The sequence below is a fragment of the Acidobacteriota bacterium genome, from assembly GCA_026393675.1.
Lineage (GTDB): Bacteria > Acidobacteriota > Vicinamibacteria > Vicinamibacterales > JAKQTR01 > JBAXOX01.
Window position 1 is genome coordinate 40,274 of sequence record JAPKZQ010000002.1, and the last position, 22,010, is coordinate 62,283.

The 22,010-nt window shown below is 64.7% G+C and carries 35 protein-coding genes; 4 read left to right on the forward strand and 31 right to left on the reverse strand.

Going from position 1 to position 22,010, the window contains the following annotated elements; translation table 11 throughout:
- Nucleotide 1: 1 nt before the first annotated feature.
- The 4 genes from NT151_00340 to fusA all read left to right on the forward strand — a co-directional run bounded on the left by NT151_00340 (nucleotide 2) and on the right by fusA (nucleotide 6,512).
- Nucleotides 2-1,225, forward strand: a complete 1,224-nt coding sequence (locus NT151_00340; GenBank protein MCX6537369.1) for an ABC transporter permease — start codon at nucleotides 2-4, stop codon at nucleotides 1,223-1,225.
- Nucleotides 1,225-2,538, forward strand: a complete 1,314-nt coding sequence (locus NT151_00345) for an ABC transporter permease (protein ID MCX6537370.1) — start codon at nucleotides 1,225-1,227, stop codon at nucleotides 2,536-2,538. The genes NT151_00340 and NT151_00345 overlap by 1 nt, the downstream gene beginning before the upstream one ends.
- A 248-nt stretch (nucleotides 2,539-2,786) precedes the next feature.
- Entirely contained in the window at nucleotides 2,787-4,094 is a 1,308-nt protein-coding gene (locus tag NT151_00350) for an ABC transporter permease (protein MCX6537371.1), read from the forward strand.
- A 318-nt stretch (nucleotides 4,095-4,412) separates the two neighbouring features.
- Complete coding sequence (fusA, locus tag NT151_00355) at nucleotides 4,413-6,512, forward strand: elongation factor G (GenBank protein MCX6537372.1); 2,100 nt, start codon at nucleotides 4,413-4,415, stop codon at nucleotides 6,510-6,512.
- Nucleotides 6,513-6,544: 32 nt separating this feature from the next.
- Here the strand turns inward: fusA and rplQ are convergent, their stop codons facing one another.
- From rplQ to tuf, 31 genes are all read right to left on the reverse strand, one after another.
- On the reverse strand, nucleotides 6,545-7,150 hold the full coding sequence (rplQ, locus tag NT151_00360) for a 50S ribosomal protein L17 (protein MCX6537373.1): 606 nt from the start codon (nucleotides 7,148-7,150) through the stop codon (nucleotides 6,545-6,547).
- A gap of 133 nt (nucleotides 7,151-7,283) precedes the next feature.
- Complete coding sequence (locus NT151_00365) at nucleotides 7,284-8,270, reverse strand: DNA-directed RNA polymerase subunit alpha (GenBank protein MCX6537374.1); 987 nt, start codon at nucleotides 8,268-8,270, stop codon at nucleotides 7,284-7,286.
- Nucleotides 8,271-8,354: 84 nt separating this feature from the next.
- Nucleotides 8,355-8,984 (reverse strand): 30S ribosomal protein S4, encoded by a 630-nt coding sequence (gene rpsD / locus NT151_00370; GenBank protein ID MCX6537375.1) that lies wholly within the window; start codon nucleotides 8,982-8,984, stop codon nucleotides 8,355-8,357.
- Between the two features lie 33 nt (nucleotides 8,985-9,017).
- The gene (gene rpsK, locus NT151_00375; GenBank protein ID MCX6537376.1) at nucleotides 9,018-9,452 is read right to left on the reverse strand and encodes a 30S ribosomal protein S11; all 435 of its coding nucleotides are present in this window, start codon (nucleotides 9,450-9,452) and stop codon (nucleotides 9,018-9,020) included.
- A gap of 4 nt (nucleotides 9,453-9,456) precedes the next feature.
- Nucleotides 9,457-9,831: a 30S ribosomal protein S13 gene (gene rpsM / locus NT151_00380; protein ID MCX6537377.1), complete on the reverse strand. Its 375-nt coding sequence runs from the start codon at nucleotides 9,829-9,831 to the stop codon at nucleotides 9,457-9,459.
- Nucleotides 9,832-9,835: 4 nt separating this feature from the next.
- Nucleotides 9,836-9,949: a 50S ribosomal protein L36 gene (gene rpmJ / locus NT151_00385; GenBank protein MCX6537378.1), complete on the reverse strand. Its 114-nt coding sequence runs from the start codon at nucleotides 9,947-9,949 to the stop codon at nucleotides 9,836-9,838.
- A gap of 76 nt (nucleotides 9,950-10,025) precedes the next feature.
- On the reverse strand, nucleotides 10,026-10,244 hold the full coding sequence (gene infA / locus NT151_00390) for a translation initiation factor IF-1 (GenBank protein MCX6537379.1): 219 nt from the start codon (nucleotides 10,242-10,244) through the stop codon (nucleotides 10,026-10,028).
- A 30-nt stretch (nucleotides 10,245-10,274) separates the two neighbouring features.
- Complete coding sequence (map, locus tag NT151_00395) at nucleotides 10,275-11,060, reverse strand: type I methionyl aminopeptidase (GenBank protein MCX6537380.1); 786 nt, start codon at nucleotides 11,058-11,060, stop codon at nucleotides 10,275-10,277.
- 56 nt (nucleotides 11,061-11,116) lie between these two features.
- Entirely contained in the window at nucleotides 11,117-12,505 is a 1,389-nt protein-coding gene (gene secY, locus NT151_00400) for a preprotein translocase subunit SecY (GenBank protein ID MCX6537381.1), read from the reverse strand.
- 27 nt (nucleotides 12,506-12,532) lie between these two features.
- Nucleotides 12,533-12,973: a 50S ribosomal protein L15 gene (gene rplO, locus NT151_00405; GenBank protein ID MCX6537382.1), complete on the reverse strand. Its 441-nt coding sequence runs from the start codon at nucleotides 12,971-12,973 to the stop codon at nucleotides 12,533-12,535.
- Nucleotides 12,974-12,993: 20 nt separating this feature from the next.
- Nucleotides 12,994-13,188 carry a 50S ribosomal protein L30 gene (rpmD, locus tag NT151_00410; protein MCX6537383.1) on the reverse strand — a complete coding sequence of 65 codons (195 nt, stop codon included), beginning with the start codon at nucleotides 13,186-13,188 and terminating at the stop codon, nucleotides 12,994-12,996.
- Nucleotides 13,189-13,257: 69 nt separating this feature from the next.
- Nucleotides 13,258-13,779: a 30S ribosomal protein S5 gene (rpsE, locus tag NT151_00415; protein MCX6537384.1), complete on the reverse strand. Its 522-nt coding sequence runs from the start codon at nucleotides 13,777-13,779 to the stop codon at nucleotides 13,258-13,260.
- Nucleotides 13,780-14,148 carry a 50S ribosomal protein L18 gene (rplR, locus tag NT151_00420; protein MCX6537385.1) on the reverse strand — a complete coding sequence of 123 codons (369 nt, stop codon included), beginning with the start codon at nucleotides 14,146-14,148 and terminating at the stop codon, nucleotides 13,780-13,782. It abuts the gene before it with no gap.
- A 19-nt stretch (nucleotides 14,149-14,167) separates the two neighbouring features.
- Nucleotides 14,168-14,704 (reverse strand): 50S ribosomal protein L6, encoded by a 537-nt coding sequence (gene rplF, locus NT151_00425; protein MCX6537386.1) that lies wholly within the window; start codon nucleotides 14,702-14,704, stop codon nucleotides 14,168-14,170.
- Between the two features lie 21 nt (nucleotides 14,705-14,725).
- Nucleotides 14,726-15,139: a 30S ribosomal protein S8 gene (gene rpsH, locus NT151_00430; GenBank protein ID MCX6537387.1), complete on the reverse strand. Its 414-nt coding sequence runs from the start codon at nucleotides 15,137-15,139 to the stop codon at nucleotides 14,726-14,728.
- A 24-nt stretch (nucleotides 15,140-15,163) separates the two neighbouring features.
- A complete protein-coding gene (locus NT151_00435) occupies nucleotides 15,164-15,349 on the reverse strand; it encodes a type Z 30S ribosomal protein S14 (protein MCX6537388.1) in 186 nt (61 codons plus the stop codon).
- A 5-nt stretch (nucleotides 15,350-15,354) separates the two neighbouring features.
- Nucleotides 15,355-15,897 carry a 50S ribosomal protein L5 gene (gene rplE / locus NT151_00440; protein ID MCX6537389.1) on the reverse strand — a complete coding sequence of 181 codons (543 nt, stop codon included), beginning with the start codon at nucleotides 15,895-15,897 and terminating at the stop codon, nucleotides 15,355-15,357.
- Nucleotides 15,894-16,226, reverse strand: a complete 333-nt coding sequence (gene rplX / locus NT151_00445; GenBank protein ID MCX6537390.1) for a 50S ribosomal protein L24 — start codon at nucleotides 16,224-16,226, stop codon at nucleotides 15,894-15,896. Before rplX ends, rplE begins: the two co-directional genes overlap by 4 nt.
- Before the next feature lie 4 nt (nucleotides 16,227-16,230).
- A complete protein-coding gene (gene rplN, locus NT151_00450; protein ID MCX6537391.1) occupies nucleotides 16,231-16,599 on the reverse strand; it encodes a 50S ribosomal protein L14 in 369 nt (122 codons plus the stop codon).
- 12 nt (nucleotides 16,600-16,611) lie between these two features.
- A complete protein-coding gene (rpsQ, locus tag NT151_00455) occupies nucleotides 16,612-16,875 on the reverse strand; it encodes a 30S ribosomal protein S17 (protein MCX6537392.1) in 264 nt (87 codons plus the stop codon).
- A gap of 6 nt (nucleotides 16,876-16,881) precedes the next feature.
- Nucleotides 16,882-17,067: a 50S ribosomal protein L29 gene (gene rpmC, locus NT151_00460; GenBank protein MCX6537393.1), complete on the reverse strand. Its 186-nt coding sequence runs from the start codon at nucleotides 17,065-17,067 to the stop codon at nucleotides 16,882-16,884.
- 1 nt (nucleotide 17,068) lies between these two features.
- Nucleotides 17,069-17,491 carry a 50S ribosomal protein L16 gene (rplP, locus tag NT151_00465; protein MCX6537394.1) on the reverse strand — a complete coding sequence of 141 codons (423 nt, stop codon included), beginning with the start codon at nucleotides 17,489-17,491 and terminating at the stop codon, nucleotides 17,069-17,071.
- A gap of 18 nt (nucleotides 17,492-17,509) precedes the next feature.
- Nucleotides 17,510-18,196: a 30S ribosomal protein S3 gene (rpsC, locus tag NT151_00470; protein MCX6537395.1), complete on the reverse strand. Its 687-nt coding sequence runs from the start codon at nucleotides 18,194-18,196 to the stop codon at nucleotides 17,510-17,512.
- A gap of 9 nt (nucleotides 18,197-18,205) precedes the next feature.
- Nucleotides 18,206-18,637: a 50S ribosomal protein L22 gene (gene rplV, locus NT151_00475; protein MCX6537396.1), complete on the reverse strand. Its 432-nt coding sequence runs from the start codon at nucleotides 18,635-18,637 to the stop codon at nucleotides 18,206-18,208.
- Between the two features lie 2 nt (nucleotides 18,638-18,639).
- Nucleotides 18,640-18,960, reverse strand: a complete 321-nt coding sequence (gene rpsS / locus NT151_00480) for a 30S ribosomal protein S19 (GenBank protein ID MCX6537397.1) — start codon at nucleotides 18,958-18,960, stop codon at nucleotides 18,640-18,642.
- 24 nt (nucleotides 18,961-18,984) lie between these two features.
- Complete coding sequence (gene rplB / locus NT151_00485) at nucleotides 18,985-19,809, reverse strand: 50S ribosomal protein L2 (GenBank protein ID MCX6537398.1); 825 nt, start codon at nucleotides 19,807-19,809, stop codon at nucleotides 18,985-18,987.
- Nucleotides 19,810-19,822: 13 nt separating this feature from the next.
- Nucleotides 19,823-20,113, reverse strand: a complete 291-nt coding sequence (locus NT151_00490; GenBank protein MCX6537399.1) for a 50S ribosomal protein L23 — start codon at nucleotides 20,111-20,113, stop codon at nucleotides 19,823-19,825.
- On the reverse strand, nucleotides 20,110-20,730 hold the full coding sequence (gene rplD / locus NT151_00495) for a 50S ribosomal protein L4 (protein MCX6537400.1): 621 nt from the start codon (nucleotides 20,728-20,730) through the stop codon (nucleotides 20,110-20,112). Before rplD ends, NT151_00490 begins: the two co-directional genes overlap by 4 nt.
- Nucleotides 20,731-20,732: 2 nt before the next feature.
- Complete coding sequence (gene rplC / locus NT151_00500) at nucleotides 20,733-21,416, reverse strand: 50S ribosomal protein L3 (GenBank protein MCX6537401.1); 684 nt, start codon at nucleotides 21,414-21,416, stop codon at nucleotides 20,733-20,735.
- Nucleotides 21,417-21,418: 2 nt separating this feature from the next.
- A complete protein-coding gene (gene rpsJ / locus NT151_00505) occupies nucleotides 21,419-21,754 on the reverse strand; it encodes a 30S ribosomal protein S10 (protein ID MCX6537402.1) in 336 nt (111 codons plus the stop codon).
- Between the two features lie 105 nt (nucleotides 21,755-21,859).
- Nucleotides 21,860-22,010, reverse strand: a 151-nt coding sequence (gene tuf, locus NT151_00510; GenBank protein ID MCX6537403.1) for an elongation factor Tu, incomplete at its 5' end; no start/stop codon positions are given.

Sequence of the window (22,010 nt, forward strand, 5' to 3'; positions counted from 1 at the left end):
CATGGGCCGTATCATCGAAGGCGTCGCGATCGCGCTCCGGGCGATCTGGGGGAGCAAGCTGCGCTCGTTCATGAGCGTGCTCGGCAATATCGTGGCCGTGACATCGATCATCGCCGTCGTCTCCCTCATCCAGGGGTTGAACGCGAAGGTCACCGAAGCCATCGTCTCCGATGTGGGAGCCGACACGTTCACGGTCGACCGCTACGGGCTGACGCGAAGCGAGGAAGACTTCGAAAAGGTGCGGAGCAATCCCCGGCTCACGATGCAGGATGCCGAGGCGATCCGGCGCTATAGTCCCTTAATCCGATCGGTGATGGCCGCGAGCGAGACCTCGGGCCAGGTGTCCTATAAGGACCACCTGCTTGAGAGCGTCACGATCCGGGGCGTGTCGGCGGAGTACATCAACTTCTCGTCTTACAACGCCGAGCGTGGCCGCCTGATCAGTCCGAGCGAGGTCGACCGCAACCGCAACGTGGTGCTCCTGGGCTGGGGCACGGCGGATCGCCTGTTCGGAGAACGCAACCCGCTGGACCAGAGCATCAAGATCCAGGGCATCCACTACCGGGTGATTGGTGTCAACGAAAAGAAGGGGGCCATCTTCGGGCAGTCCCAGGACGAGTTCGCGCTGATTCCGCTCGGCGCGTTCCAGAAGATCTTCGGCTCGCGCCGGAGCATCCAGCTGAATGTGAAGCCCATTCACCCGTCGCTCGTGGACGAAGCGATGAACGACGCGACGATTGCCCTGCGCATCGAGCGCCGACTCAAGCCGAAGCAGCGGGACAATTTCGGCATGTTCACAGCCGAATCGATCCTGGCCATCTACCGAACGGCGACCGCCGGCATCTTCGCGGTGCTGATTGGCGTGGTCGCCCTGTCGCTCGTCGTGGGCGGCATCGTCATCATGAACATCATGCTGATGGTGGTGACGGAGCGCACCTTCGAGATCGGCCTGCGGAAGGCCCTGGGCGCGAAGCGGCGGGACATCATGCTGCAGGTGCTCGCCGAGTCGGTGACGCTGTCGGTCGCCGGCGGCATCGTCGGCACGTCGCTCGGATTCCTGCTGGCGCTGGCGATCGCGAAGCTGAGCCCGCTGCCGGCCGCGGTGCAGATGTGGTCGGTGGTCCTGGGCATCGGGATCACGGCGGTTGTCGGCCTGGTCTTTGGTGTGTATCCGGCGATGCGGGCGGCCAAGCTCGACCCGATCGAGGCGTTGAGGAAAGAGTAATGGTGATGCGCTTCGCGCTCCTCTCGGACGTCATCGTGATGGCGTACGACACGCTGCGCGCCAACAAGATGCGGTCGGCGTTGACGGTGCTGGGCGTGGTGATCGGCATCACGGCGATTGTCGGCATGACCTCGATCATCCGTGGCTTCGACGAATCGTTGCGCGACTCGATCCGCCAGCTCGGGCCGGACACGCTCTTTGTCGCGAAGTTCAGCGGCTTGAGTTTCGCCTCCGGCAAGGAATTCAAGGACCTCATCAAGCGCCCGGTGCTCACGGTGGCCGACGCGCGTGCCATCGAGCGCGACGCGCCGTCGGCTGGCAAGGTGGACGTGTGGCTTGGCGCCTGGGGCGTAGGCACGAGGGAGCGCGCCTACTACAAGGGTGAGAAGACCAAGCAGCTCGCCATTATCGGCGTGTCGGAGAATTACGCCGAGGTCAACTACCTGAAGATCGCCGGTGGGCGGTTCTTCGTCGGGGCCGAGGTCGAGCACCGGCGCAATCTCGCTGTCCTTGGGGATTCGCCCTCCAAGGCCCTGTTTCCAAATGTCGACCCGGTCGGCAAACTGATTCGCATCGCCGGGGACGAGTACGAAGTGATCGGCTTCATTGCGCCGCGTCCGAGCGTCGGCGGTCTCGGCGGGGGCCAGGACGACTTCATCGTCATTCCGTTCACGACTTATCAGAAACAGTTCGGGTGGCGGAGGATGTCGGGTAACATCCACGCGGGCGGGACATCGACCAACGCCAACGCCTTCAAGAGCGCGATGATTGCCGTTGTGCCGGCCGAAGGCGCCACGCGCGACCAGGCGATGGCCGAGGTGGAACAGGTCATGCGCATCCGGCACGGCCTGAAGCTCGAACAGCCGGACGACTTCGACCTCATCACGCAGGACGCGGCTCTGAAGATGTGGGACCAGATTTCTGGCGCGACCTTCATCGGCCTCGTGGTCATTTCGTCGATCGCGCTGATGGTGGGCGGCATTGGCGTCATGGCCATCATGATGATCTCAGTCACTGAGCGGACCCGCGAAATTGGCGTCCGCAAGGCCCTCGGGGCCCGCCGCCGCGAGATCCTCTGGCAGTTCCTGTTTGAAGCCGTCTTCCTGACGTCGCTTGGGGGCATCCTCGGCGTCGTCATGGGCGCCTCGATTGGCATGGGCGTGCATTACTTTACCGGCTTCCCGGTGTCGCTCCCCTGGTGGAGCTTTGCCCTCGGCCTCGGCTTCTCGGGTGGCGTCGGCATCTTCTTTGGCCTGGTGCCGGCGGTCCGCGCCTCGCGTCTGGACCCGATCGAGGCGCTGCGGTACGAGTAGGGGCGCGATTTATCCGCCTTCGCGTGAAGCTTCGGCGGACCGCCGTAGCCTTGGCGGAGGTGGTCGCGTCCGAGAAGTAGCAAGTAGCAAGAAGCAAGAATGGGAGGGCGTTCCATCCCGAATCCCGCTATCCCCGATCCCTCACGCCTAGTAGAATAGGCTCCCTGGCGTGGTCGCCCTGTCACTCGTCGTGTGTGGCATTGTCATCATGAATCTCATGCCGAAGCCTTGAAGAAAGAGGCGTCGTGATGCGCTTCGCGCTCCTCTCGGACGTCGTCGTGATGGCGTACGACACGCTGCGCGCCAACAAGATGCGGTCGGCGTTGACGGTGCTCGGCGTCGTGATTGGCATCACCGCGATTGTCGGCATGACGTCGCTCATCCGGGGCTTCGACGAATCGGTGCGCGACTCGATCCGGCAGCTCGGGCCGGACACGGTGATTGTCATGAAGTTCAGCGGCCTGAGCATGATGTCTGGCAAGGAATTCAAGGATCTCATCAAGCGCCCGGTGCTGACCGTGGCCGACGCGAATGCGATCGAGCGCGATGCCCCATCGGTCGGCCGCGTCGACGTGATGCTGGGCAACTGGATAGCCGTCACACGGGAGCGCGTTTTCTACAAGGGCACGAAGACCAAGCAACTCACCATCTTCGGGGCGTCTGAGAACTACGCCGTGGTCAACGCCCTCAAGCTGCCGGGTGGGCGGTTCTTCCTCCAGGCCGAGGTCGAGCACCGGCGCACTCTCGCTGTCCTTGGGGATTCGCCCGCCAAGGCCCTCTTTCCGAATGTCGACCCGGTCGGCAAGCTGATTCGCATCGGCAGGGAGGAGTACGAAGTCATCGGCTACGTCGCGCCGCGTCCGAGCGTCGGCGGTCCGGGTGGTGGCCAGGACGACTTCGTCGTCATTCCGTACACGACCTATCAGAAGCAGTTCGGGTGGCGGAGTGCGTCGGGCAACATTCACGCGGGCGGGACAGCCACCAACGCCAACGCATTCAAGAGCGCCATGATTGCCGTCGTGCCAGACGAAGGGGCCACGCGCGACCAGGCGATGACCGAGGTGGAGCAGGTCATGCGCATCCGGCACGGCCTGAAACTCGAGCAGCAGAACGACTTCGAAATCGTCACAGCGGACGCGGCCCTGAAGATGTACGGACAGGTCACCGGCGCCATCTTCATCGGCCTGGTGGTGATCTCGTCGATCGCGCTGATGGTGGGCGGCATTGGCGTCATGGCCATCATGATGATCTCGGTGACCGAGCGCACCCGCGAGATTGGCGTCCGCAAGGCCCTCGGGGCCCGCCGTCGCGAGATCCTCTGGCAGTTCCTGTTCGAAGCGGTCTTCCTGACATCGGTCGGGGGCATCCTCGGTGTCGTGATGGGCAGCGTGATTGGCATGAGCGTGCACTTCCTCGCCGGCTTCCCGGTGTCGATGCCCTGGTGGAGCTTTGCAATCGGCCTCGGCTTCTCGGGCGGCGTCGGCATTTTCTTCGGCCTGGTGCCGGCCATCCGGGCCTCACGCCTGGACCCGATCGAGGCGCTGCGGTACGAGTAGAGGGACGGGGGCGCGATTGATTGCGCCCGCGCCGCAATCAGTAGACGGTAGACGGTAGACGGTAGGAGACAAGAACAGAAGCAAGTAGCAAGTAGCAAGTAGCAAGAAGGGGAGAAGGGGAGAATGCCCCAGTCCCCAGCACCGAACTCCGAATCCCGAATCCAGACTCCCGAATCCCGCTTGCCCGCCGAAGCCCGACGAAGCTCGAAGAGCGGAGTCGGGCGAAGGCGGGAATCTCTCTATCCCCAATCCCCCAGCGCCTAGTAGAATGTGATTTTTGGCGTGGTCGCATTGACGGCAGAAAGAGGGCTATCCGATATGAAGGTTTATGACGCCGCAAATATCAGGAATGTCGCAATTGTCGGACACAGCGGATCAGGCAAAACCCAGTTGACGTCCGCCATCCTGTTCGACGCCGGCATGGTCAACCGGCTGGGCAAGGTGGACGAAGGCAACACGGTGACCGACTTCGACGAGGAAGAGATCGCCCGCAAGCACACCTTGTCGGCCAGCATCTGTTACGCCGAGTGGAACAAGACCAAGGTCAACATCATCGATACGCCGGGCTTCGGGAACTTCTTCAGCGATGCCCGGGCCGCGCTGGGCGTTGCCGACGGCGCGCTGGTGGTCATTGACGCGGTCTCTGGCGTTGAAGTGCAGACCGAGAAGGTGTGGGAAGAAGCTGAGGCGCAGGAACTGCCGCGTTTGGTGGTGCTCAGCCGCATGGACCGCGAGCGCGCCAGCCTGAACCGGACGCTCGAGGCCATCCAGGCGTCGTTTGGCCGCATGGTCGTCCCGATCCAGATGCCGATCGGCGAGGAGAAGAACTTCAAGGGCGTGGTCGACCTGATCGGCATGAAGGCGTACACCTTCGCCGCCGACGGCTCCGGCAGGATGACCGAGGACGCCGTGCCAGCCGACCTCGTTGATGCGGTGACATCGGCGCGCGACGCGCTGGTCGAGATCGTCGCGGAAGCTGACGACACCCTGATGGAGAAGTTCTTCGAATCTGGCACGCTCACGCAGGACGAATTGGTCGGCGGGCTGCGCCGGGCCGTTGTCGGACGCAAGATGTTTCCGCTGGTCTGCACCTCGGCCCTCGCGAACATCGGCATCCAGCCGGCCCTTGACGCGGTACTCGCCTACTTGCCGGCGGCATCCGAGCGCACGGTGAAAGCGACCGACAAGGCGGGCGCGGACACCCCCATCAAGGTCTCCGACAGCGGGCCGCTCTCCGTGTTCGTCTGGAAGACCATCGCCGACCCGTTCGCCGGGCGCATCAGCTTGTTCCGAGTCGTCCGCGGTTCGCTCAAGGCCGACTCGACCGTGCAGAACCTGTCGCATGAATCGCCCGAGCGCATCGGTCACCTGATGTTGCTACAGGGCAAGACACCGACGGATGTCCCGGAGATCAAGGCTGGCGACATCGGTGCGGTGGCCAAGCTCAAGGACACGCAGACCAACCACACGATTGGCGACAAGGACGGCGGCGCGCGCTTCAATCCGCTGGTCTTCCCAGACCCGGTGCTCTCGTACGCGATCGAGCCGAAGACCCGCGGCGACGAGGACAAGATCAGCACGGCGCTCCACCGCATCCTCGAAGAGGATCCGACCGTCCGGTACAGCCGCGATCAGCAGACCAACGAGCTGCTGCTCGCCGGGCAAGGCCAGATGCACATCGAAGTGACGGTCGCGAAGATGAAGCGCCGGTTCGCCGTCGAGGTCAACCTGAAGCTGCCGCGCATACCCTACCGGGAGACGATCACGCTGGCGACCGAGGCGCACGGCCGGCACAAGAAGCAGACCGGCGGCCACGGCCAGTTCGGCGACTGCACGATTAAGATGGAACCGCTCGCACGTGGCTCCGACTTCGAATTCGTCGACAAGATCTTCGGCGGGTCGATCCCGCTGAACTTCCGGCCGGCGGTTGAAAAGGGCATCCAGGACACCCGCGTGCGTGGGTACCTCGCCGGCTTCCCGGTGCTCGATTTCCGGGTCACCCTGATCGACGGCAAGTTCCACCCGGTCGATTCCAACGAGCTCTCGTTCAGGATGGCGGGCCGGCTGGCGTTCAAGGATGGCATGACTCGCGCCAGGCCCACCATCCTCGAGCCGGTCATGAACGTCGAGGTGTACGTGCCGAGCGACTTTGCCGGGGACATCATGGGCGACATCAACAGCCGGCGCGGGCACGTATCGGGCATGGACACGCGCGGGATCACCACGGTCGTCAAGGCGCAGGTGCCGATGTCCGAAATGCTCACCTATGAGCAGACACTGACGTCCACCACCGGCGGCCGCGGCACCTACCACATGGAGTATTCACACTACCAGGAAGTGCCGGCCCACCTGCAGGCGAAGATCATCTCGGCTGCGAAGGCCGAGAAGGGTGAGGCGGCCGAGGAAGAGGAAGAATAGCCCCGGCGGCGGGCGGCGGCGGGGAGCGACCGTTAGCTTCCCTTGTTACCGCCGGTACGGCCGGTCTGACGCGGTTTCGCCGTGGATCTTCCCGGGGCCTTGGTGCGCTCGTGCACGGCGCCGCCGGTCTCGTCCGAGTCGGCCTTGCGCCCGCGGACCCGCTCGGCCGCGCGGCGCAGCCGACCGGCCATGCCGCCTTGCTTGCCGCCCTTGCCGGCAGCCGTGCCGTCCTTGTCGGCCTCAGCCTTCTTCGGATCGAATTCGCTGCCGACTAACTCGACCAGAGCCACCTGGGCTGCATCGCCCTTGCGAACGCCAGCCTTCAGGATGCGGATGTAGCCGCCGGGCCGCTCGGCGAATCGCTGCGCCAGCGTGTCGAACAGCTTCTTGAGGACGTCGCGGTTGGCGATATCCTGACCCACCATCCGTCTGGCGTGAAGCAACTGGGGTCCACCTGCCGCCACTCCGCGCTTCGCCACGCTGATCAAGCGCTCGACGTACGGCCGCAATTCCTTCGCCTTGGGCACGGTCGTGATGATGTGCTCGTGCTCGAGGATCGCGGTGGCCTGATTGCGCAGCAGGCTGATGCGGTGCTCGGTGGTTCGTCCCAGTTTCCGATGGGCAACTCGATGACGCATGTCTTCGCTTCCTTACGCTGTACGTAGCCGGTGGTCAGTAGTCGATAGCCAGTCGGAGACCTTCGTGGTCCCAGCAAACAGCCGTCCTGAGAAGCCTTCGTCTGTCTACTGACGACTGTCTACCGCCTACCGCTTAGTCCGCCGCCGCGTGGGCCGACGAGTCCACTTTCATGCCGAGACTGAGGCCCATCGTCTGCAGGATGTCCTTGATCTCGTTGAGCGACTTGCGGCCGAAGTTCTTGGTCTTCAACATCTCGCCTTCGGTCTTCTGCACCAGCTCGCGAATCGTCCGGATGTTCGCGTTCTTGAGGCAGTTGTACGACCGGACCGAGAGTTCGAGTTCCTCGACGCTCTTGTCCAGGTGCTCGTTCCCGGCTGATGGCCCGGGCACCGATCCCTGGCCGTCCTCGCCCTGCTCCATCGTCTCCTCGAGGTTGACGAAGATGTTCAGGTGGTCGCGCACGAGCCGGGCTGCGAGCGACACGGCGTCGCGCGGCGTCACGGCGCCATTGGTCCACACATCCAGCGTCAGCTTCTCGTAGTCGGTGGTCTGCCCGAGGCGTGCGGCCTCGACCAGGTAGTTGACCTTCTTGACGGGCGAATGCACCGAGTCGATCGGAATCCAGCCGATGCCGAGGTCCTCATCGAAGTTGCGGTCCGCCGTTACGTAGCTCCGCCCCCGCTTGATCCGCATCTCCATGTGGAGCTTGCCGCCCTCTGACACGGTCGCGATGTGGGCATCCGGCTCGAGGATCTCGACGTCGGCATCGGCCTCGATGTCGCGGGCCCTGACCTCGCCGGCCTTGTCGATGCGCACGTAGAGCGTCTTCGTGTAGTCGACGTGCATCTTGAGCGGGATCTGCTTCAGATTGAGGATGATATCGGTTGCGTCCTCGACCACCCCGGGGATGGGCGAGAACTCGTGCATCACACCGTCGATTTTCACCGCCGAGCAGGCTGCGCCTTCGATCGACGACAGCAGCACGCGCCTCATCGCATTGCCGATGGTCGTGCCGAATCCCCGCTCAAACGGCTGCGCGTAGAACCGGGCGAACCGGTCGGTCAGAGTGTCACGCTCGAACTCCAGCCGCTTCGGCCGCTGGAAACCTTTCCACAGCATCGTTGGCGATCCTTTCTACAGGTCCAGTTTCCGCCTCGTCCGGGCCGCTCGCCGGAGCCGCCCGCCTGCCCCGCCTGGCCTTGATTACTTCGAGTAGAGTTCGACGATCAGCTGTTCCTGCACGGGCAGGTTGATCTGCGCGCGGTTCGGCAGCCTGACGACGCGGCCGGACATCTGCTCCGGCTGCACCGAGAGCCACTCCGGGACGCCGCGCCCCTTGACCTCTTCCATTGCGTGCAGCACGAATACGTTCTTCTGGCTGCGCGCCCGCACGCCAACCACGTCACCTTCGCGAACCAGCAGCGACGGGATGTCCGCCTTTCTCCCGTTCACCGAGAAGTGCCCGTGGCGGACCAGCTGCCGGGCCTGCGATCGCGACGTCGCGAAGCCCAGGCGGTAGACCACGTTGTCCAACCGGCACTCCAGCTTCTGGAGCAGCAGCTCGCCGGTGATCCCGCGCTGGCGCTCGGCCGCCTCGAAATAGCGGCGGAACTGATTCTCGAGCACGCCGTAGATGCGCTTGACGCGCTGTTTCTCGCGCAGCTGCAGGCCGTAGCCCGCCAGCTTCGCCTTGCGCGCTTTTCCGTGCTGGCCGGGAGGCGTGTTGCGCTTCTCGATCGCGCACTTCTCCGCGTAGCACCGCTCGCCCTTCAGAAACAGCTTCATGCCCTCGCGGCGGCACAGGCGGCAAACAGGTCCGATGTATCTAGCCATGCGTATCTTCCGTGTACCTGGGTTTCCGTCGTTCTACACGCGCCGGCGCTTGGTGGGCCGGCAACCGTTGTGCGGAATCGGCGTGATGTCGCGAATCGACTTCACTTCGATGCCGACCGTGCTGAGCGCCCGAACGGCCGATTCGCGGCCCGCGCCGGGTCCCTTCATGCGCACCTCGCAGGAGCGCATCCCCATGCCCTTCGCCACATTGGCCGCCGCGAGCGCCGCCTGGGTCGCCGCAAATGGCGTGCCCTTGCGCGACCCCTTGAAGGACACCGCGCCGGCGCTCGACCACGCGATCACGTTGCCCTCAGTATCGGCAATCGTGATGCTGGTATTGTTGAAGGAGGCGTGGATGCTGACGATGCCGTGGTGCACCACCCGCTTCTCACCGCGCTTCTTGAAAGCCTTCTTGGGCTTTCCGGCCTCTTTTTTCTCTCCGCCCTCGTTTGCTTCTGTCTTCGCCATGTGGCTACACCGTCTTCTTCTTGGCAATAGCGCCCTTGCGCGGCCCCTTCCGCGTGCGCGCGTTGGTTCGCGTCCGCTGGCCCCGCACCGGCAGGCTGCGGCGATGCCGTAGTCCGCGGTAGCAGCCGATGTCCATCAGCCGTTTGATGTTCATGGAGACCTCCTTGCGAAGGTCGCCCTCGACGCCACCCTGCTCTTCGATGACGCGGCTGATCTTCCGCACATCGTCTTCGGAGAGATCCTTCACCCGGATGTCGGGGCTCACCCCGGCGTCCTTGCAGATCCCGGCGGCCCGCGTATGGCCGATCCCGAAAATGTAGGTCAGCCCGATCTCTACCCGCTTGGTCCGCGGCAGGTCCACACCCGCGATACGTGCCATGACGTTACCCCTGCCTCTGCTTATGCTTCTGGTTCGTGCAGATCACCCTCACCACCCCGCGGCGACGGACGATCTTACACTTGTCGCAAATCCGTTTGACCGACGCTCTGACCTTCATAGCCCTGGTCCTTCGCTTCCGGGCCGCGCCCGGTCCCTCTCGCCTGCTCGGCAGGCCGTCCGCTCCCGGCGTCGCCTTACTTGTACCGATACGTCACGCGGCCCCGGCTCAAGTCGTATGGCGACAGCTCAATCAGCACCCGATCGCCCGTGAGGATGCGGATGAAGTTCTTCCGCATCTTGCCCGACACGTGCGCGAGCACTTGGTGCTTGTTCTCCAGTTCCACCCGAAACATCGCGTTCGGGAGCGACTCGAGCACAATACCCGTGACTTCAATCGAGTCGTCTTTCGGCACCAGTTCGGCTCCACACTCCAACCTGACAGTTTACGTGGCGTCGCCTCGACTTGCCTGCCGGGCCGCGCCAGTCGGGACGGTCATGATGACCGGCCCTCCTGCCGTGATAGCCACGGTGTGCTCGAAGTGGGCCGCCAGGCTGCGGTCTTTGGTCACCGCCGTCCAGCCGTCCCGAAGCACCTTTACCGCCGCCCGTCCCATCGCGACCATCGGTTCGATGGCCAGCGTCATCCCCTCGGCCAGCCTCGGTCCGCGTCCCGCGGGCCCGTAATTGGGCACCTGGGGGTCCTCGTGCAACGCGGTCCCGACGCCATGGCCGACGAACTCGCGCACGACCGAGAAGCCGTGGGCTTCGACGTGCTGCTGAACCGCGTGGCCGATGTCCGACACCCGCGCGCCCACCCTGGCCTGCTCGATCCCGCGGTAGAGCGACTCTTCCGTCACTCTCAGCAACTCGGCCACCCGTCTGTCGATCGGCACTAACGGCACCGTGATCGCCGCATCCCCGTAGAAGCCATCCAGCAGGACGCCGAGATCGATCGACACGATGTCGCCCTCGCTGAGCACCCGCGCCGAGGGAATCCCGTGGATCACTTCCTCGTTCACCGACGTGCAGAGCGTCGCGGGAAACCCGTGATACCCCTTGAACGCCGGCACCGCACCGGCTCCGCGCACGCGGCTCTCCGCGAACTGGTCCAACTCGGCTGTCGTCACACCCGGCCGGACCCTCTCCCGCAACTCGGCCAGCACATCGGCCACGAGCAGGTTGGCCGCCCGCATCCTCGCCAACTCCGCCGCCGACCTGCACACAATCATCGACCAGCCTCGCTCGACCGCTCGAGCCGCATCGCCCCTCTGGCCGCCAGCCTCATCTACCCCCGACGCCCGCGGATCCGCGTCTTCTTCATGAAGCCGTCGTAGTGCCGCATGATGAGCTGGGACTCGATCTGCTGCACGGTATCCATCGCCACGCCCACCACGATGAGCAGCGACGTGCCGCCGAAGTAAAACTGCACGTTCAACCCTTCGGTGATGAACCGGGGCAGCACCGAGTCGAGCCACTCGCCGATGAACGGAATCGGCGCGACCTTGAAGCCCACCAGCAGGAACTCCGGCAGGATCGCGACAAGCGCCAGATAGATCGCCCCGGCGAGCGTGATGCGCGTCAGGATCGTATCGATGTGCTCCGCGGTCCGCTTGCCCGGCCGGATCCCCGGGACGAACCCGCCGTACTTCCGCATGTTCTCGGCCACGTCATCCGGATTGAAAATGATGGCCGTGTAGAAGTACGCGAAGAACACGATGCCGACCACGTACAACAGGTTGTAGAGCGGCATCCCGTAGCTGATCTGGTGGATGACCGTCTGGCCCCAGCTCCCCTGCGGGAACATGCCCGCAATCGTCGCCGGGAACGCGAGAATCGACGAAGCGAAAATAACCGGGATGACGCCGCCCGTATTGACCTTGAGGGGAATGTGCGTGCTGGATCCCCCGTACATCCGGCGCCCGACCACGCGTTTGGCGTACTGAACGGTGATGCGCCGGTTGCCGCGCTCCATGAAGATGATGGCGGCAATCACGATCGCCGCCATCACGACGAGGAACAGGATGGTGAATGGGCCGATCTGGCCGGTGCTCATCTGGCTCAATGTCGCAATCACGGCCCGCGGCAACTGCGCCACGATGCCCGCAAAGATGATGAGCGACATGCCGTTGCCGATCCCGCGCTCGGTGATCTGCTCGCCGAGCCACATGATGAGCGTCGTGCCCGCGGTCAGCGTGAGCACGGTCAGCAGTTGGAAGCGCCACCCTGGCGCGTAGACCAGCTGCATCCCGCCGGCGATCTGGGTCTGGTGTTCCAGGTAAATCGCGATGCCCCACGACTGCACCACGCTCAGCAGGATCGTGCCGTAGCGCGTGTACTGCGTAATCTTGCGCCGGCCGAGATCACCTTCCTTCGACAACCGTTCGAGGTACGGCCAGACCACGGTCAGCAGCTGGAGGATGATGGACGCGCTGATGTAGGGCATGATGCCCAGCGCGAAAATCGTCACCTTCGACAGGCTGCCGCCCGAGAACATGTCGTACAGACCGAACATCGTGTTCTTGGCCTGTTCGGCAAGCTGCTGCAGCGCGGCCGTGTTCACGCCCGGCGTCGGAATATGGTTCCCGATGCGGTACACGCCGAGCATCGCCAGCGTGAACAGCACCCGCTTGCGCAGGTCCGGGACGTTCCAGATGTTCCTGATGCTTTCAACCATACCGTCTCGACCGTCGATCCCGAAGGACTAGAGCGTTTCGATGGACCCACCGGCGGCAGCGATCTTCTCGGCTGCCTTGCCGCTGAACTTGTGCGCCTTCACCGTCAACGTGATGCTGATGTCGCCGCGCCCCAGCACCTTGATCGGCAGCTTCCTGGTCACCAGGCGCAGTTCGTGCAACGCCTCGGGCGTCACCACCGCGCCGGCCGCGAACCGCGCGGCCAGGTCGTCCAGATTCACCACGGCGTATTCGACCCGGCACGGGTTTGTGAAGCCCCGCTTCGGCACGCGGCGGTGCAGCGGCATCTGGCCGCCTTCGAACCCCCGCTTCTTGTGATAGCCCGACCGGGACTGGGCGCCCTTGCTTCCGCGCCCCGCCGTCTTACCTTGACCCGACCCCGGGCCGCGACCTACGCGCTTCCGCTTCCGGGTCGCGCCCTTTGGCGGTTTGAGATTGCTGAGATCCATAACGTCCGACCTCTGATCCGCTACTCGACCGTGACGAGATGCCGGACCTTGAAAATCATCCCGCGCACCTCGGGTGTGTCCGGCACGTCAATCGTGTGGCGGATGCGCCGCAGCCCCAGGCCGCGGACCACCAACGCCTGCTTCTGATTGAAGCCGATGGTGCTCTTCACCAATGTCACTTTCAGTGTCTTCTTCGCGCCGCGATCACCGCTCATGTCGCTGCCTCGTCTCACTCAGCCGGCCAGCCCTCAGACCCGGCGCCACGAGCGCCGTGTCGAAGGATGTCAGACCAAGCCCTTCTCGAATTCGGCCAGGTCGCGTCCACGCATCCGAGCCACCATCACAGGATCCTTCAACGTCATCAGCCCGACAAACGTCGCGCGCACCACGTTGTGCGGATTCGCGCTGCCAAGCGACTTGGTCACCACGTTCTGGATGCCCGCCGACTCCACCACCGCGCGAACCGCGCCGCCGGCGATGATGCCCGTGCCTTCGGGCGCCGGCTTGAGCAAGACACTGCCCGCCCCGTACTTGCCGGTGACGATATGCGGCACCGTCGTCCCCACCAGCGGCACCCGGATGAGCCCCTTCTTGGCGGCCTCGATGCCCTTCTTGATGGCCGACGGCACTTCGCGCGCCTTGCCGACGCCAAAGCCCACCACGCCATGCCCGTCGCCGACGACGACCAGCGCGCTGAAGCTCAGGTTCTTGCCACCCTTGACGACCTTCGTCACGCGATTGATGGAGACGACGGTGTCTTTCAGCTCCAGCTGGGACGGATCGATCTTTTCTCGTGTTCTGAACATCTAGAACTCCAACCCTGCTTCGCGCGCGGCATCGGCCACGGCCTTGACGCGTCCGTGGTACAGGAATCCGCTGCGGTCGAACACGACCCGCTTGATCCCTTTGGCCTGCAACCGCTCGGCGATCGTCTTGCCGATGGCCTTGGCGCCCTTCAGGTTGCCGCCCTTGGACCCGCCGGCCAGTACGGCCTTGACGGCCGGCTCGGTCGTCGCGGCCGAGGCCAGCGTCTGCCCGGTCATGTCGTCGATCGCCTGCGCGTACATATGCTCGACACTCCGGAAGACGCTGAGGCGCGGGCGCTCGCCCGTTCCATGGACGCGCTTCCGGATGCGCAGCTGAATGCGCCGGCGACGATCTAGCTTCGTCTTGATCTTCATACTCAGTCGACCTCTACGCGCCGGTCTTGCCGACCTTCTTCTTCAACACCTCACCGGTATAGCGCACGCCCTTCTGCTTGTAGGGATCCGGTTTGCGCATCCGGTGGATGTCAGCGGCCACCTGGCCGACCATCTGACGGTCGACTCCGGTCACCGTCACGTGTGTCTGCTTGTCGACAGTCACCTCAATCCCGGTCGGGATGTCGAACACGATCGGGTGCGAGTACCCAAGCGCGAAGGTGATCTGCCGCCCCTTCAGCTCGGCCCGGTAGCCGACGCCGACGATGTCCAGTTCCTTCTTGAAGCCGTTGACGACGCCCTCGACGGCGTTCGCCACCAGGCTCCGGGCCAGGCCGTGGAACTTGCCGAGCCCCGGCGCATCGCTCTCGGTGGTCGCGCGCAGCTCGGCGCCCGCGAGTTCGAAGTTGATGCCTTTTGGAACCGGCTGGTGCAGCTTGCCCTTCGGGCCCTGCACGTCGACAGCACCGGCGCTGACCTTGACGGTCACGCCTTTGGGAATTGCAATCGGTTTCTTGCCAATACGGGACATGGACGTCTACCTACGCCTTCGCTACCAGACGTTGCACAACACTTCGCCACCGACGCCGCTTTTCACAGCCTCGCGTCCCGTCATGACGCCACGCGACGTCGTCAGGATGCTGATGCCGAGGCCACCCAGCACGGGCGGCACCTTGTCGTGGCTGTAGTACACCCGGCGACCAGGGCGGCTGATGCGCCGGATTCCGCTGATCACACCCTCGCCGCGAGGTCCGTACTTCAGGAAGATGCGCAGCTGCCGCATGGGCACCTTGCGCGCCGTGTCGGAGGGTTCGTCGACCATCTTGAAGCCGGCGACGTAGCCCTCGTCCTGGAGGATCCGCGCGATCTCGGCTTTCAGCGTGTTGGCCGGTACGTCGACACGCGCATGCTTCGCCTGTACGGCGTTGCGGAGGCGCGTGAGCATGTCAGCAATCGGATCGGTCATGGCTTCTCAACTCTGTCGTCGTGCTTACCAGCTGCTCTTGATAACCCCGGCCACCTCGCCCCGGAGCGCCAGCTCCCGGAAACAGAGACGGCAGAGCGCGAACTTGCGCAGATATGCGCGGGGGCGCCCGCACAACCGGCACCGATTACGGTGGCGGATCTTGTACTTGAGCGCCGTTGCTTCCTTGGCGATTTTCGCGGTAGTAGCCATAGTGTCTAGCTCGTCCGGAACGGCAGGCCGACCAGCTGCAGCAGCCGCCGGGCCTCCTGGTCGGTCCGCGCCGAGGTGCAGACCGACACGTTCATGCCGCGCGCCTTGTCGACGCGCATGTAGTCGATCTCCTGGAAGATCAACTGGTCGCGCAGCCCCAGCGTGTAGTTGCCGCGGCCGTCGAACCCCTTGGGCGAGATGCCCTTGAAGTCGCGCACGCGGGGTAACGCAATCGCGATGAGGCGATCCAGGAACTCGAACATCCGCTCGCCGCGCAGCGTGACCATGCTGCCAATCGGCATGCCCTCGCGCACCTTGAACTGCGCGATGGACTTGCGCGCCCGCGTCACCACGGGCTTCTGGCCCACGATGCGGCCGAGTTCGTCCTGGGCAACGTCCACGATCTTAGCGTTCTGCGTGGCCTCGCCGAGCCCCATGTTGACCACGACCTTGGTGATCTTGGGGACGGCCATCACATTGGTGTAGCCGAACTCCTTCATCAGGGCCGGCACGACGTCCCGGAGGTACTTCTCCTTCAACCGGTTCATTTGTCGACCACTCCCTCGCACTTGCGGCAGATCCGGACCTTGCGCCCGTCTCCGAGCGTCCGGCGGCCGATGCGCGTGCGCGCGCTGCACTCGGGGCAGATGATCTGCACGTTGGACGCGTGCAGGGGCGCCTCGCGCTTCATAATGCCGCCCTTGATGTTCTTGCCCGGGTTCGGCCGGGTATGACGGCTGATGAAGTTCACGCCTTCGATGACGAGGCGGTTCTTCTCCGGCAGGACCTTGAGCACGCGCCCGCGCTTGCCGCGATCCTTCCCGGCCGTCACGATGACGGTGTCGTTTCGACGGATGGGTGTCTGCAACCGTGACATGACGCTAAATCACCTCGGGCGCGAGTGAAATGATCTTCATGAACCGCTTCTGGCGCAACTCGCGCGCCACCGGCCCGAACACGCGCGTGCCGATTGGTTCGCCCTCATCGTTGACCAGCACCGCCGCGTTCCGGTCGAACCGGATGTAGCTGCCGTCCTTGCGGCGCTGCTCCTTCCGGGTCCGGACGATGACGGCCTTCACGACCTGGCCCTTCTTGACGCTCGACTCCGGCGTGGCCTCTTTGACCGACGCCGTGACGATGTCGCCGAGCCGCGCGTACCGCCCCACCGAGCCGCCGATCGGGTTGATCACCGAGATCTTGCGGGCGCCGGAGTTGTCGGCGACGTCGAGGATCGACCGCATCTGAATCATGGTTCGTTCCTCCTACTCGGCGGACGCGCCGCTCACCCGCTGCACGATGCGGGTGATCACCCAGCGCTTGCGACGCGACAGCGGGCGGCTCGCGACCATGGCCACCACGTCACCTGTGTGCGTCTCGTTCTTCTCGTCGTGAGCCATGAACGTCGTGGTCAGCCGCTGGGCCTTCCCGTACATCGCATGACGCACCTGGCGCTCGATGGCCACCACGCGGCTCTTCGCCATCTTGTCGCTGACGACCTTTGCCGTGATTTCAGTTGTTGCCGCCATAGGTTCCTACCGTTTTTCCCTGAGGACCGTCTCGACACGTGCCAGTTCGCGCCGGAGCGTGCGCACCTTGTGCGGCGTGTCCAGCTGTCCCATGGCCTTCTGGATGCGCTGCCGGAAGACCTGATCCTGCAGATCCTTTACCTTGTTCTGCAGATCGCCGACGTTGAGCGCACGGATCTCCTGGACCTTCATCTCACACCTTCTCCTGGGCGAACCGCGTCGCAAAGCGGGTCGGGATGGGCAGCTTCGCCGCCGCCCGGTCCATCGCCTGGCGCGCATCGAGTTCGCTCACGCCCTCCATCTCGAACAGGATCTTGCCCGGCCGCACCACCGCCACCCAGAACTCCGGCGCGCCCTTGCCCTTGCCCATGCGCGTTTCCTGCGGCTTCTTGGTCACCGGCTTGTCGGGGAACACCCGCACCCAGATCTTGCCGCCGCGCTTGATGTAACGGGTCATCGCGACGCGGGCCGCCTCGATCTGCCGTGCCGTCATCCAGCACGCTTCCATCGCCTTGAGCCCGTACTCGCCAAACGCCACGTCCGACCCGCGCCAGGCCTTGCCGCACCGGCGGCCGCGCTGCTGTTTTCGGTACTTGACTTTCTTCGGCATCAACATGGCTTATGCCACCTCGCCTTACGCCGATGCGCGCGGGGCGCGCCGCGGCGTCCGGTACTCTTCTTCACGGCCCGTCCGCGGCACGAGACGCTCACCCTTGTACAGCCACACCTTCACGCCGATCTGGCCGTAGGTCGTGCCCGCTTCCGCCTGGCCGTAGTCAATGTCGGCCCGCAGCGTCTGCAGCGGCAGCTGGCCGTGCAAATACCACTCGGACCGCGCAATCTCAGCCCCGTTCAGCCGGCCCGACACGCGCACCTTGATCCCGCGCGCGCCAAACCGCAGGGCCGACTCGACCGCTTTGCGCATCGCCCGCCGGAACGCCACGCGCTTCTCGAGCTGCATCGCCACCGATTCGGCAATCAACTGCGCGTCAAGCTCGGGCTTCTGGATCTCCTGGATGTTGATGAAGACCTCGCGGCTCGTCCGCTTCTGGATCTCCTGCTTCAGCTTGTCGACTTCCGTCCCCTTGCGGCCGATGATGATGCCGGGCCGCGAGGTGTGGATGTCGATCTTCAGCTTGTTGGCCGCGCGCTCGATCTCGATTTTCGAGACTCCCGCATGCCGGAACCGCTCCTTCAACGACGAGCGCAGCCCGAGATCCTCGTGCAGCAGCTTCGCGTAGTCGCGATCCGCGTACCAACGCGAGAGCCAGGTCTTGTTGAAGCCCAGCCGGAACCCGTATGGGTGAACCTTCTGACCCACGTCTCGCTCCTACTTCTGCGCGGCGGTCTCGCCCTGAGCCGCCTTGGTTGCCTTGCGGGTCCTGGCTGGCGCACCAGCCTTCACGGCGCCCGTAGTCTCTGGACGCTCCGTCACCCTGACTGTCAGGTGTGCGGTGCGCTTGACGACGCGAAACGCGCGGCCCATCGGGGCCGGACGAACCCGCTTCTGCGACGGCCCCTGGCCGGCATAACACGCCGAGACGAACAGCCGCTCGACCTCGCCGCCAAAGCCCGGCTTCTGCTGCGCGTTGGCAATCGCCGACCGCAGCACCTTCTCGATGTCCCGCGCAATCCGCTTGGTCGAGAACCGGAGGGTGGCCAGCGCCTGATTGACCTCGTGCCCCCGGATCAGGTCGAGCACCAGGCCCGCCTTCTGCGCGGATGTGCGAACGTATTTCGCCGTTGCGTGAGCTGCAATCATCGCTAGCTCCCCGCCTTCGGAGCGGCCGCCGGTGCCGCGGCCGCCACCTGGGCGGCTTTCTCCGACTTGGTGGTGTGGCCTTTGAAGCCTCTGGTCGGCGAAAACTCACCGAGCTTGTGCCCGACCATGTTCTCGGTGACGTACACCGGGATGAACTTCTTGCCGTTGTGCACCGCCAGCGTGTGCCCGAGCATTTCCGGCAGCACGGTCGACCGGCGCGACCAGGTCCGTATGACCTTCTTCTCGCCAGCGCGGTTCATCACTTCCACCTTCTCGAGGAGGTGGGTGTCCACAAACGGCCCTTTACTCAAGGATCTGCTCATAACCTACCCTGAAGCCCTGGCGCCCTACTTCGGCCGCCGCTGGATGATGAACTGATCCGTCGCCTTGCTGTTGCGCGTCTTGAAGCCCTTGGTGGGCATGCCCCACGGCGACACCGGATGCCGGCCGCCCGAGGTCTTGCCCTCGCCGCCGCCGAGCGGGTGATCCACCGGGTTCATCGCAACGCCGCGCACGTGCGGCCGCTTGCCGAGCCAGCGGCTCCGGCCGGCCTTACCGAGCGACACGTTCTCGTGATCCAGGTTCCCCACCTGGCCCACTGTCGCCCGGCACTCGACGTTGATGCGCCGAAGTTCGCCCGACGGCATCTTCACCGAGGCATACTCGCCTTCCTTCGCCACCACCTGCACGGCCGCTCCGGCGCTGCGCGCCAGCTGGCCGCCCTTCCCCGGCCGCAGCTCCACGTTGTGGACCTGCGTCCCGAGCGGGATGTTCTTGAGCGGAAGCACGTTGCCCGGCAGGATGTCGACGGTGTCGCCAGCCACGATGCTGTCGCCCACCTTCAGCCCCACCGGGTGGAGGATGTAGCGCTTCTCGCCGTCGGCGTACTGCACCAGCGCAATGCGCGACGACCGGTTCGGGTCGTACTCCACCGTGACAACCTTGGCCGGAATGCCAATCTTGTCGCGCTTGAAGTCGATGATCCGATACAGCCGGCGGTGCCCGCCACCACGCCACCACATGGTGATCTCGCCGTGGTTGTTGCGACCGCCCGACTTTTTGAGGTTCTCGGTCAGCGGCTTATAGGGCTTCGCCGACGTAATTTCGGCGTAGTCCTGGATCGTCTGGAATCGCCGCCCCGGTGATGTCGGTTTATAACTGCGGATAGCCATCACTCACCCCGCGCTACGCGCCTTCCAGGAACTCCGGCATCTTCTCGCCATCGCGAAGCCGGACATATGCCTTCTTCCAGTCGGACCGCCGTCCGACGAACCGCCCCTGGCGCTTCTCCTTGCCATGCGCGATCGTCGTGCGTACGGTTGCCACCTTGGCGCCGAGCAGATGCTCGATGGCGCGCTTGATTTCCACCTTCGTCGCCGCGGTCGCCACGTGAAAGACCACCGTCTTGCCGTCCTCGCGCAGGATGGAGGTCTTCTCGGTAATCAGCGGCCGCCGGATCACGTCCGTAAGATTCATGATCCCAGCACCTCCTGCAGCCGCTCCACCGCGGCTCTGGTCGCGATGACGCGCTTGGCGAGCATCACGTCCCGGGCTGTCAGCCGCCCGCTCGGCAGGCACTGCGTCCTCGGAATATTCCGCAGCGCCCGGGCCAACGCCTCGGCCGGCTTCACGTCGACCACCAGCGCCGAACCTGTGGCGCCGAACCGGCCCAGCATCTCGGCCGCCGCCTTCGTCTTGACCACGTCCTCGAACTGGTCCACCACGATCACTTCACCCGCCTGGAACTTGGCCGCAAGCGCCTCGCGCAGCGCGACGCGTTCCTGCTTGCGCGGGATCGCGTACTCGTAACTGCGCGGCTGCGGCCCGAACGTCGTGCCGCCATGGCGCCACAGCGGATTGCGGGCCTCGCCGACTTGCGCCCGGCCGGTGCCCTTCTGCTTCCACGGCTTCTTGCCGGTTCCACTGACCATCGCGCGGGTCTTGGTCGCGTGCGTGCCGCGCCGTTTGCTAGCGTTCTCGCGGATGACCGACTGCCAGATCACGTCACCCTTCACGCGACCGCCAAACAATTCGTCGCGCAGGTCGAGCGAGCCAATCTTCTCGTTCTGTGCGTTCACGATATCGAGCGTCATGGCTACTTCTTGCCCTTCTTCGGCTTCTCGGCCTGCGGCTTCGGCTCAGGCTTGGCCGCGGCGGCCTTGCGAACCATGATGTAGGATCCGCGCGCGCCAGGCACGGCGCCGCGCAGCAGGAGCAGGTGCTGTTCGCCGTCCACCTTCTCGACCCTCAGATTCAGCGTCGTCACCCGCTCGGCGCCCATGTGGCCGGCGGCCCGCATGCCCTTGATGACCCGCGACGGATATGACGACGCGCCGATCGAACCGGGCGCCCGGTGGAACATCGACCCGTGTGTTGCCGCGCCACCTGCGAAGTGGTGCCGCTTGACAACGCCCTGGAACCCAAGCCCGCGGCTGGTCCCGACCACATCCACGCGCTCACCGTCCTTGAACACCGACGCGACGAGCACCTGGTCGCCCGGCTTTAGCGCCTCGGCGCCCTTGGCCAGCTTCACCTCGCGCCGGACCCGCGTGGGTGGCACGTTGGCCTTCTTGTAGTGGCCCGCGAGCGGCTTGACGACTTTGGCCGGCTTCTCTTCGACCAGCCCGATCTGCACCGACTGGTAGCCGTCCGTCTCGACCGTCTTCGCCTGCACGACCACGCACGGCCCGGCCTTGATCACGGTCACGGGCTGCACCGTCCCATCGGGACGGAACACCTGCGTCATGCCGAGTTTCTTGCCGATGATTCCTGTGACCATGGTCACTTACGATCCTTCCCGAACGCCTTGATCTCGACGTCCACGCCCGCCGGCAAGTCCAGCTTCATCAGCGCGTCGACGGTCTGCGACGTGGGCTCGAAGATGTCGATCAGCCGCTTGTGCGTCCGGATCTCGAACTGCTCGCGCGACTTCTTGTCCACGTGCGGCGAGCGGTTGACCGTCCACTTGTTCTTTTCCGTCGGCAGCGGAATCGGACCCGCCAGACGGGCGCCCGTCCGCTTCGCGGTCTCCACGATTTCGGCCGTCGACTGGTCGAGCACACGGTAGTCGTACGCCTTGAGCCGGATGCGGATTTTGTCGCCGAATGCTGTCGCCATTGGTGTCTCTCACTAGGGATTAGGGGTTAGGGATTAGGGGTTAGCGAAGCCAGCGCTTCTCGATTCCCCCGTCCCCGCCAATCCCCAATCCCCAATCCCTGTTCCCTACGCAATAATCTCCGTGACCGTCCCGGCGCCCACCGTGCGGCCGCCTTCCCGGATCGCGAACTTCGAGCCCTTCTCAATCGCCACCGGCTGGATCAACTCCGCCGTAATCTGCGTGTTGTCCCCGGGCATGATCATCTCCACGCCCTCC

What these genes read in the sequence shown, in the direction of transcription:
- rplP (MCX6537394.1), bottom strand. Translation starts at nt 17,491, where the DNA reads ATGTTGATGCCGAAGAAAGTCAAGTACCGAAAACAGCAGCGCGGCCGC.
- rplC (MCX6537401.1), bottom strand. Translation starts at nt 21,416, where the DNA reads ATGGTCACAGGAATCATCGGCAAGAAACTCGGCATGACGCAGGTGTTC.
- rpmJ (MCX6537378.1), bottom strand. Translation starts at nt 9,949, where the DNA reads ATGAAGGTCAGAGCGTCGGTCAAACGGATTTGCGACAAGTGTAAGATC.
- rpsS (MCX6537397.1), bottom strand. Translation starts at nt 18,960, where the DNA reads ATGAGCAGATCCTTGAGTAAAGGGCCGTTTGTGGACACCCACCTCCTC.
- rpsJ (MCX6537402.1), bottom strand. Translation starts at nt 21,754, where the DNA reads ATGGCGACAGCATTCGGCGACAAAATCCGCATCCGGCTCAAGGCGTAC.
- rplD (MCX6537400.1), bottom strand. Translation starts at nt 20,730, where the DNA reads ATGACGCTCGATATCGTGAACGCACAGAACGAGAAGATTGGCTCGCTC.
- rplB (MCX6537398.1), bottom strand. Translation starts at nt 19,809, where the DNA reads ATGGCTATCCGCAGTTATAAACCGACATCACCGGGGCGGCGATTCCAG.
- rpsE (MCX6537384.1), bottom strand. Translation starts at nt 13,779, where the DNA reads ATGTTCAGAACACGAGAAAAGATCGATCCGTCCCAGCTGGAGCTGAAA.
- rplX (MCX6537390.1), bottom strand. Translation starts at nt 16,226, where the DNA reads ATGTCACGGTTGCAGACACCCATCCGTCGAAACGACACCGTCATCGTG.
- rpmD (MCX6537383.1), bottom strand. Translation starts at nt 13,188, where the DNA reads ATGAGCGGTGATCGCGGCGCGAAGAAGACACTGAAAGTGACATTGGTG.
- rplE (MCX6537389.1), bottom strand. Translation starts at nt 15,897, where the DNA reads ATGAACCGGTTGAAGGAGAAGTACCTCCGGGACGTCGTGCCGGCCCTG.
- rplO (MCX6537382.1), bottom strand. Translation starts at nt 12,973, where the DNA reads ATGGATCTCAGCAATCTCAAACCGCCAAAGGGCGCGACCCGGAAGCGG.
- rplN (MCX6537391.1), bottom strand. Translation starts at nt 16,599, where the DNA reads ATGATTCAGATGCGGTCGATCCTCGACGTCGCCGACAACTCCGGCGCC.
- secY (MCX6537381.1), bottom strand. Translation starts at nt 12,505, where the DNA reads ATGGTTGAAAGCATCAGGAACATCTGGAACGTCCCGGACCTGCGCAAG.
- NT151_00350 (MCX6537371.1), top strand. Translation starts at nt 2,787, where the DNA reads ATGCGCTTCGCGCTCCTCTCGGACGTCGTCGTGATGGCGTACGACACG.
- rpsH (MCX6537387.1), bottom strand. Translation starts at nt 15,139, where the DNA reads ATGACCGATCCGATTGCTGACATGCTCACGCGCCTCCGCAACGCCGTA.
- NT151_00490 (MCX6537399.1), bottom strand. Translation starts at nt 20,113, where the DNA reads ATGAATCTTACGGACGTGATCCGGCGGCCGCTGATTACCGAGAAGACC.
- rpsM (MCX6537377.1), bottom strand. Translation starts at nt 9,831, where the DNA reads ATGGCACGTATCGCGGGTGTGGACCTGCCGCGGACCAAGCGGGTAGAG.
- fusA (MCX6537372.1), top strand. Translation starts at nt 4,413, where the DNA reads ATGAAGGTTTATGACGCCGCAAATATCAGGAATGTCGCAATTGTCGGA.
- NT151_00435 (MCX6537388.1), bottom strand. Translation starts at nt 15,349, where the DNA reads ATGGCTACTACCGCGAAAATCGCCAAGGAAGCAACGGCGCTCAAGTAC.
- rpsK (MCX6537376.1), bottom strand. Translation starts at nt 9,452, where the DNA reads ATGGCGAAGACAGAAGCAAACGAGGGCGGAGAGAAAAAAGAGGCCGGA.
- rplF (MCX6537386.1), bottom strand. Translation starts at nt 14,704, where the DNA reads ATGTCCCGTATTGGCAAGAAACCGATTGCAATTCCCAAAGGCGTGACC.
- rplQ (MCX6537373.1), bottom strand. Translation starts at nt 7,150, where the DNA reads ATGCGTCATCGAGTTGCCCATCGGAAACTGGGACGAACCACCGAGCAC.
- NT151_00340 (MCX6537369.1), top strand. Translation starts at nt 2, where the DNA reads ATGGGCCGTATCATCGAAGGCGTCGCGATCGCGCTCCGGGCGATCTGG.
- rpmC (MCX6537393.1), bottom strand. Translation starts at nt 17,067, where the DNA reads ATGAAGGTCCAGGAGATCCGTGCGCTCAACGTCGGCGATCTGCAGAAC.
- NT151_00365 (MCX6537374.1), bottom strand. Translation starts at nt 8,270, where the DNA reads ATGCTGTGGAAAGGTTTCCAGCGGCCGAAGCGGCTGGAGTTCGAGCGT.
- rpsQ (MCX6537392.1), bottom strand. Translation starts at nt 16,875, where the DNA reads ATGGCGGCAACAACTGAAATCACGGCAAAGGTCGTCAGCGACAAGATG.
- map (MCX6537380.1), bottom strand. Translation starts at nt 11,060, where the DNA reads ATGATTGTGTGCAGGTCGGCGGCGGAGTTGGCGAGGATGCGGGCGGCC.
- rplV (MCX6537396.1), bottom strand. Translation starts at nt 18,637, where the DNA reads ATGATTGCAGCTCACGCAACGGCGAAATACGTTCGCACATCCGCGCAG.
- NT151_00345 (MCX6537370.1), top strand. Translation starts at nt 1,225, where the DNA reads ATGGTGATGCGCTTCGCGCTCCTCTCGGACGTCATCGTGATGGCGTAC.
- rpsD (MCX6537375.1), bottom strand. Translation starts at nt 8,984, where the DNA reads ATGGCTAGATACATCGGACCTGTTTGCCGCCTGTGCCGCCGCGAGGGC.